A 5,762-nucleotide genomic window follows, 5' to 3' on the forward strand; every position below is an offset into this window, starting at 1 on the left:
CCTCTGGGCGCGCCTCAAGGAATGGCGCGCCGTGGCCACCCGCTACGAGAAAACCGCCCGATCATTCCTCGGCGTCCTATCCCTCGCTGCCACCTTCGATTGGCTCAGGAGCTAACAGGCCCTAGCCTCGTCATCCGATCCACCGCCGCTAGAACAGCCGCCGCGCCTTCTCGAGCCGCCGCCCCAGGTGATCGCCCATAGCCGCCCGAATGTCGATCGCTGCGCTACGGCCGCAGCCAGCCAGGCCATCGCAGCCGGCGGAGAACCAAACCGAATCCGCCGAGGGCAGGTAGCAGCGTAGCCGCACCGTGCTGTCTGGGCCGATGGCGTCGGGGTCGGTCATGGGTGCTGCGACCTCAGCACGGCACCTTCACCCCCAGCCGAGCCGCTGTGGCCTGCAGCAACTCCACATCGTCCTCACGCCGCTGGCGCCGGGTCAGCGGGCTGGTCGCCTCGGCCGCCGGCATATCGAGGGCCGCGCCGATCGCGGCGGGCGTGGTGATGCCGCGCTCCTCCAGCTCCCGGCCGATCAACATCCGCAGGCGGATCGTGATCAGCCGGTGAGCCTGCCGGGCGCGGCGCTCCTCGGGCTTAAGCTTCGGTTTTGCAGTCGGCGATGGCGGCGGCTGGTCAGGGGGCAGGCTCATGCCGGCAGAGTGGTCGCGGTGGTCGTATCCGGGATCACCTTGAAGGGGTAGTCGGGATCCCGGTAGTCGCCCGCGTCCTGGCGCTTCGGCAGCCTGACCTTCTCTCCCTTCGGCGCCTCGTATGGGATGTGGTGCAGGAGGTGGCGGATGATGTTCAGCCGCGCACGCTTCTTGTCGTCCGAATGCGCGAAATACCAGGGCGCCCAGGCGGTGTCCGTCGCCAGAAACATCGCGTCCCGCGCCCGCGAGTATTCATACCAGCGGCTGTAGGACTTCAGGTCCATCCCCGTTAGCTTCCAAAGCTTGCGGCCGTCGTTGATCCGGTCCTCCAGCCGCCGGGTCTGCTCCTCCGGGCTTACCTCCAACCAGTACTTCAGCAGGATGACGCCGGAGTCGCTGATCGCCCGTTCGACCGCCGGCGCCATGTCCAGGAAGCGCTTCACCTGCTCCTCGGAGCAAAAGCCCATCACCCGCTCCACGCCGGCGCGGTTGTACCAGCTGCGGTCGAAAATCACGACCTCGCCGGCCGCGGGCAGATGCGGGATGTAGCGCTGGATGTAAAGCTGCGACTTCTCGCGCTCGGTCGGCGCCGGCAGCGCGATGACGCGGAAGACCCGCGGGCTGACGCGTTCCGTGATGGCTTTAATGGTTCCGCCCTTGCCGGCACCGTCGCGGCCCTCGAACACGATGCAGACCTTGGTGCCGGTCGTCTGCACCCATTGCTGCAGTTTCACCAGCTCCACGTGCAGGTCATGCAACGCCTTGTCGTACGCCTTGCGGGAGAGTTTTCCGTCCGCACGGGATGGCGCGCCGTCCTGGGCCGCTGCCGCCGGCACCACCTCCGCGACCTTGCCGCGGCCTCTCGGCGCGCCGCCTTCCGCATCTTTCTTGTGCCTCTTGGACATCGACGCTTCCCCCTGCCGTGCTGGCTTCGAACGCTAGCGTGGCAGTTCAGCCACGCGCCACCGGAGCGGTGCGGGGAGGGACGAAAACCGTGTCAAGAATCACCCACGGCGGGCACATCCTCGGCGCGGTAGGTCGGATCCGGGGACAGGTCGCGCCGCTGCCAGCGATACACCAGGCTCGGCGAGATCCCGTGCCGCTGTGCCACGACCAAGACCCGCGCGCCCGGCAGCGCCGCCTCGGTCAGGATCTGCGCCCGCTGTTCCGCCGTATATTCCCGGCCATCGCCTCTCCTCCGCGGCGGCCTACTCTCAACAACATCCGCTCGCCGCAAGAAGGGCGCTATTCCAGCGCTCACCGTGCAGCGGGTGCTCCGGCATGAACAAGCCGCAGACACGGCCGCTGGGGGCACATTCGATGCGGGCGCCGCGGTAAGAATAGCTCGGGCCACCCCACGGACCTTGCGCTGTCGTCTCGACCAGCTGCGGTGGCTCGGGCGGGTCGGGGAACATGCTGTTGCCGGCGCCACTCATCCGATCCATCTGCGCCAGAACGGCCGCCGGGCCTTAGAGTCGCTACGCGAAATAATCTGGCTTTTTGTACCGAATTCGACACATAAAGCGCGCTTCGGCCCAGCCTCACCATACCGGGCCAATGTCTTACGCCAGCATCTTCAGCCTCGCTGATTTGCCGCGCACATCTGGATCGCAATGACCTCGACGGCCCGTCGCCCAAAACGCAGCTGTTAGGTGGCGGGGAGCGCTGGCTGCTGCGCGGCGTGGAATCAACGCCGGCGCGCCGGAAACCCGCGGCCAACCGCAATTGCGGCAAGCCCTGACTAACCCGCGGTAAGCGTGAATGGAGCGTGAAAGACAGTCCGGGTTGAGCCCCCACCAGGCGGGGAAGCGGGGTGCCAAAGAGCAGTCAATCAGCCCTTGCAGCTTTTCAGCGGCGCTTCACGTGCCCAGGCTCGCCTTCGGTGACGGTGTCATCCGGCGGAGGACAGATGGTCACCTGACCGCCCCGGGCGTGGAACTCGCTTACCATGCGTGCGGCCTCGTCCTCGCTGGGCTTGCCGCCTGTTGCTTCGATGCGAGCCCTCTGGGCGGCGATGGTCTGCGATAGCCGAATGCGTTCACGGAGCCTGCCGGCGCGGTCTAGCCCGCTCTGGGTCGTGCCGTTGTCGCCAGTTTCGGAGGCTTGGTCACTCATGTCGTCGTGCATGGCCCATACCTAGCAGGGGCATGGTCGCACTGCGAACCAGATGTCCGAGATCTGACCCATATGAGACCTCAGACATCCAACCCAGCCCTGGTACATCAGCTTGCGCCGGTTCCCTGCACGAGACTGGCTCCGGTCGAAACCGGTGCCCACAGGTCGGCGCCCTGGACAGCAAAGACGGCGTCCGCGACAAAGGCGCGCACATCGCACAGCACGGACCGCAACAGGCTTGCCTCGGCAAGGCACAAGCCAGCGTCGGTCCCGTCGTCCGGTGCAAGGCGGGCGACCAAGGCCTCCACCTTGGTCACCAGGCCGGCGAGCGACTGCGACGGCGCGGCGGCCAAGCTGGCGACCATCTCAAGTTCGCCATTGTCTCCAGTGTCGTCCTCCAGCCATGCCTCAGATCGTGCCCCACGGCGTGGTGTAGGAGTTGTGCTCCTTGGTGGGGTGGGCCGCCGCGTCATCCGGCCACGACGGGCAGGCTGACGGCGGGATTGTCGCTGACGGTGCTGATGGTTTCCAGCGTCATGTAACGGGATCGCTGAGTGGCCCATTCGTCGGATTGCTCGAGGAGAATGGCGCCGATCAGCCGGGTGATGGCGGCCTCGTTGGGAAAGATGCCGACGACATCGGTGCGGCGCTTGATCTCGCCGTTGAGCCGCTCGATCGGGTTGCTGGAATGGATCTTGGCGCGGTGCTCGCGTGGAAAGTCCATGTAGGCCAGCACATCGCCCTCGGCGGTATCCATCAACTCGGCCAGCTTTGGCACCTTCGGGCGGAGTTGATCGGCGACCCGGCGCCACTGGGCGTGAGCGGCGGGAGCGTCCGCCTCGGCGAATGCGGTGCCGATCCAGGCGGAGACAATGCGGCGCTGGGTCTTCCCGGCATGCGCTGCGGCGCTGCGCATGAAGTGCACCCGGCAGCGTTGCCAGGTTGCCCGCAGTACCTTGGTGACTGCGGCCTTCAGGCCTTCATGGGCGTCGGAGATCACCAGCTTTACGCCGCGCAGGCCGCGGCGGGACAGGGATCGGAGAAAGTCGAGCCAGAACGTCTCCGCCTCGGAGGTGCCGATGGCCATGCCGAGAACCTCGCGCCGGCCGTCGCCGTTGACGCCGACCGCGATGGTGACGGCGACAGGAACCACGCGTCCCGCCTCGCGGACCTTCACGTAGGTGGCGTCGAGCCAGAGATAGGGCCAGTCTCCCTCGATCGGACGGGAGAGGAAGTCGCGGACCCGGTCGTCGATCTCGGCGCAGAGCCGGCTGACCTGACTTTTGCTGACGCCCTCCATCCCCATGGCGCGGACCAGGTCGTCCACCGAACGGGTCGAGATGCCCTGGATGTATGCCTCCTGGATCACCGCCGTCAGCGCCTTCTCTGCGGTCCTGCGGGGCTCCAGGAAGGCCGGGAAGTAGGAGCCGCGGCGGAGCTTCGGGATCCGCAGCTCGACCGTCCCGGCCCGGGTTTGCCAGTCGCGCTCGCGGTAGCCGTTGCGCTGGTTCACCCGCTCGGCGCTGCGCTCGCCATGGGCAGCGCCGCACAGGCCATCGGTCTCCAGTTCCATCAGGCGCTGGGCGGCAAAGCCGATCATCTCACGAAGGAAGGTGGCATCAGAGCCCTTCTCCAAGAGCTCCCGAAGGGCAATCCTGTCGTCGGTCATCGTGATTTTCCAAGGTGGAGGTTGTTGGTCTCGACAACCCAACCCTACCCAGGACCATCACGATGGCCGCCACCATTACGGTGGCGGCCTCCTACACCATCACCCGGGACACGACCCATGCCTCAGCTTCGGGAGCTGCTGCGAGCGCTGCGGCCCGGGGCTGCAGCGCATCGTGCCGATGCGCCGCAGCCGAGGTTCGTTCGGCGGAAAAGAGCAGGATGTCAGCCATGATCGGCATCCGACGCTGAGGACAGTGTTTCAGTGCGTGCGGAGAAGTTCGCGCTCGGCGCCGACGGCCGACGGTGTGGTCGCATCCAACCGGTAGGCGCCACGGTCGGTCATCAGGAGCCGCGGGTTCGACGGATCGGCCTCCATCTTCTGCCGCAGGCGGTAGATGTGCGTCTCCAGCGTGTGGGTGGTGACGCCGCTGTTGAAGCCCCAGACATCCGTCAGCAGCGTCGCGCGATCCACTGCAGCGCCGTTCGCCCGGAGCAGGTACTTCAGGATCCGGCATTCCTTGTCGGTCAGCCGCACTTTGCGGTTCTTGCCGGGGTCCAGCAGTAGCCGGACCGCGGGGCGGAACTGGTAGGGGCCAATGGTGAAGACCGCGGCTTCCGAGTTGTCGAAGGTGCGGAGCTGGGCGCGGACCCGGGCCAGCAGTTCCGGCAGCCGGAAGGGCTTGGCGACGTAGTCGTTGGCGCCGGCGTCGAGACCACGCACCACATCGGCTTCGGCATGGGCGCCGGTCAGCATGATGATCGGCGTGGTGTTGCCGCCGCGCCGGAGTTGGGCGCAGAAATCGCGGCCATCGGCATCCGGCAGGCCGACATCCAGCAGGATGGCATCGTAGCGGACATCTGCCTCGGCCAGCTTGGCGGTTGCTTCGGAGGCACTCTCCGCCGCCACGGCGATGAAGTTGCCGTCCATGGCGATCTGCTCGGCGAGGGTGGCACGCAGCGTGGCGTCGTCTTCGATGATGAGGATGGGACGGGGGGTCATGACGGGGGGATCCTTGACCGGGTGAGTACGCCGTCGCTGCGCATTGGTGCCTCAAATCTGATCCAATGTTCAACTTAAGCGTTCAAATACGGGAGTGAGATGATCCCCGGCAATGCCAAAACTAGCGCTAACCAGCACGATGCCGTGTTGCAACGAACGCGTGCTGATCCGCGGGAGACGCGCGTAATGGTTGAAATGTACCCAAACCCAACTTGAACAGTCCCCGTTGGGAGTCCGTTGGCAAGTGGTTGATTTTGCGCGGCCTGCTGCCTGATTCCCCGGAGTTTGGCAAATATGTAGTGCCACGAACATGGCGAAAAATGGCTTGAAAA

The 5,762-nt window shown here is 66.1% G+C and carries 10 protein-coding genes; 1 reads left to right on the plus strand and 9 read right to left on the minus strand.

Annotation, left to right across the window (positions count from 1 at the left end):
• Positions 1 to 115, plus strand: a 115-nt coding sequence (locus ACFQS7_RS30415) for a transposase (protein ID WP_380070905.1), incomplete at its 5' end; no start/stop codon positions are given.
• A gap of 33 nt (positions 116 to 148) precedes the next feature.
• On the opposite strand, the gene ACFQS7_RS30420 is transcribed toward ACFQS7_RS30415, so the two are convergent.
• The 9 genes from ACFQS7_RS30420 to ACFQS7_RS30460 all read right to left on the minus strand — a co-directional run bounded on the left by ACFQS7_RS30420 (position 149) and on the right by ACFQS7_RS30460 (position 5,430).
• A complete protein-coding gene (locus ACFQS7_RS30420) occupies positions 149 to 343 on the minus strand; it encodes a hypothetical protein (RefSeq protein WP_380070896.1) in 195 nt (64 codons plus the stop codon).
• 13 nt (positions 344 to 356) lie between these two features.
• Positions 357 to 647 carry a hypothetical protein gene (locus ACFQS7_RS30425; protein WP_380070897.1) on the minus strand — a complete coding sequence of 97 codons (291 nt, stop codon included), beginning with the start codon at positions 645 to 647 and terminating at the stop codon, positions 357 to 359.
• Complete coding sequence (gene ppk2 / locus ACFQS7_RS30430) at positions 644 to 1,552, minus strand: polyphosphate kinase 2 (RefSeq protein WP_380070898.1); 909 nt, start codon at positions 1,550 to 1,552, stop codon at positions 644 to 646. Before ppk2 ends, ACFQS7_RS30425 begins: the two co-directional genes overlap by 4 nt.
• A 92-nt stretch (positions 1,553 to 1,644) precedes the next feature.
• On the minus strand, positions 1,645 to 2,079 hold the full coding sequence (locus ACFQS7_RS30435; RefSeq protein ID WP_380070899.1) for a transposase: 435 nt from the start codon (positions 2,077 to 2,079) through the stop codon (positions 1,645 to 1,647).
• A gap of 416 nt (positions 2,080 to 2,495) precedes the next feature.
• Complete coding sequence (locus tag ACFQS7_RS30440) at positions 2,496 to 2,774, minus strand: hypothetical protein (RefSeq protein ID WP_380070900.1); 279 nt, start codon at positions 2,772 to 2,774, stop codon at positions 2,496 to 2,498.
• Between the two features lie 95 nt (positions 2,775 to 2,869).
• A complete protein-coding gene (locus ACFQS7_RS30445; RefSeq protein ID WP_380070901.1) occupies positions 2,870 to 3,127 on the minus strand; it encodes a hypothetical protein in 258 nt (85 codons plus the stop codon).
• A gap of 104 nt (positions 3,128 to 3,231) precedes the next feature.
• Entirely contained in the window at positions 3,232 to 4,431 is a 1,200-nt protein-coding gene (locus ACFQS7_RS30450; protein ID WP_380070902.1) for an IS256 family transposase, read from the minus strand.
• Positions 4,432 to 4,522: 91 nt separating this feature from the next.
• Positions 4,523 to 4,660, minus strand: coding sequence for a hypothetical protein (locus ACFQS7_RS30455; protein WP_380070903.1), 138 nt, complete (start codon positions 4,658 to 4,660; stop codon positions 4,523 to 4,525).
• A 29-nt stretch (positions 4,661 to 4,689) separates the two neighbouring features.
• Positions 4,690 to 5,430: a response regulator transcription factor gene (locus ACFQS7_RS30460; RefSeq protein ID WP_380070904.1), complete on the minus strand. Its 741-nt coding sequence runs from the start codon at positions 5,428 to 5,430 to the stop codon at positions 4,690 to 4,692.
• Between the last annotated feature and the right edge of the window lie 332 nt (positions 5,431 to 5,762).

The sequence above is a fragment of the Dankookia sp. GCM10030260 genome (assembly GCF_042666655.1).
Lineage (GTDB): Bacteria > Pseudomonadota > Alphaproteobacteria > Acetobacterales > Acetobacteraceae > Paracraurococcus.

Bases quoted from the DNA above. Each gene is read 5' to 3' on its own strand.
- ACFQS7_RS30420 (WP_380070896.1), bottom strand. From the start codon at position 343: ATGACCGACCCCGACGCCATCGGCCCAGACAGCACGGTGCGGCTACGC.
- ACFQS7_RS30425 (WP_380070897.1), bottom strand. From the start codon at position 647: ATGAGCCTGCCCCCTGACCAGCCGCCGCCATCGCCGACTGCAAAACCG.
- ppk2 (WP_380070898.1), bottom strand. From the start codon at position 1,552: ATGTCCAAGAGGCACAAGAAAGATGCGGAAGGCGGCGCGCCGAGAGGC.
- ACFQS7_RS30440 (WP_380070900.1), bottom strand. From the start codon at position 2,774: ATGCACGACGACATGAGTGACCAAGCCTCCGAAACTGGCGACAACGGC.
- ACFQS7_RS30445 (WP_380070901.1), bottom strand. From the start codon at position 3,127: ATGGTCGCCAGCTTGGCCGCCGCGCCGTCGCAGTCGCTCGCCGGCCTG.
- ACFQS7_RS30450 (WP_380070902.1), bottom strand. From the start codon at position 4,431: ATGACCGACGACAGGATTGCCCTTCGGGAGCTCTTGGAGAAGGGCTCT.
- ACFQS7_RS30455 (WP_380070903.1), bottom strand. From the start codon at position 4,660: ATGGCTGACATCCTGCTCTTTTCCGCCGAACGAACCTCGGCTGCGGCG.
- ACFQS7_RS30460 (WP_380070904.1), bottom strand. From the start codon at position 5,430: ATGACCCCCCGTCCCATCCTCATCATCGAAGACGACGCCACGCTGCGT.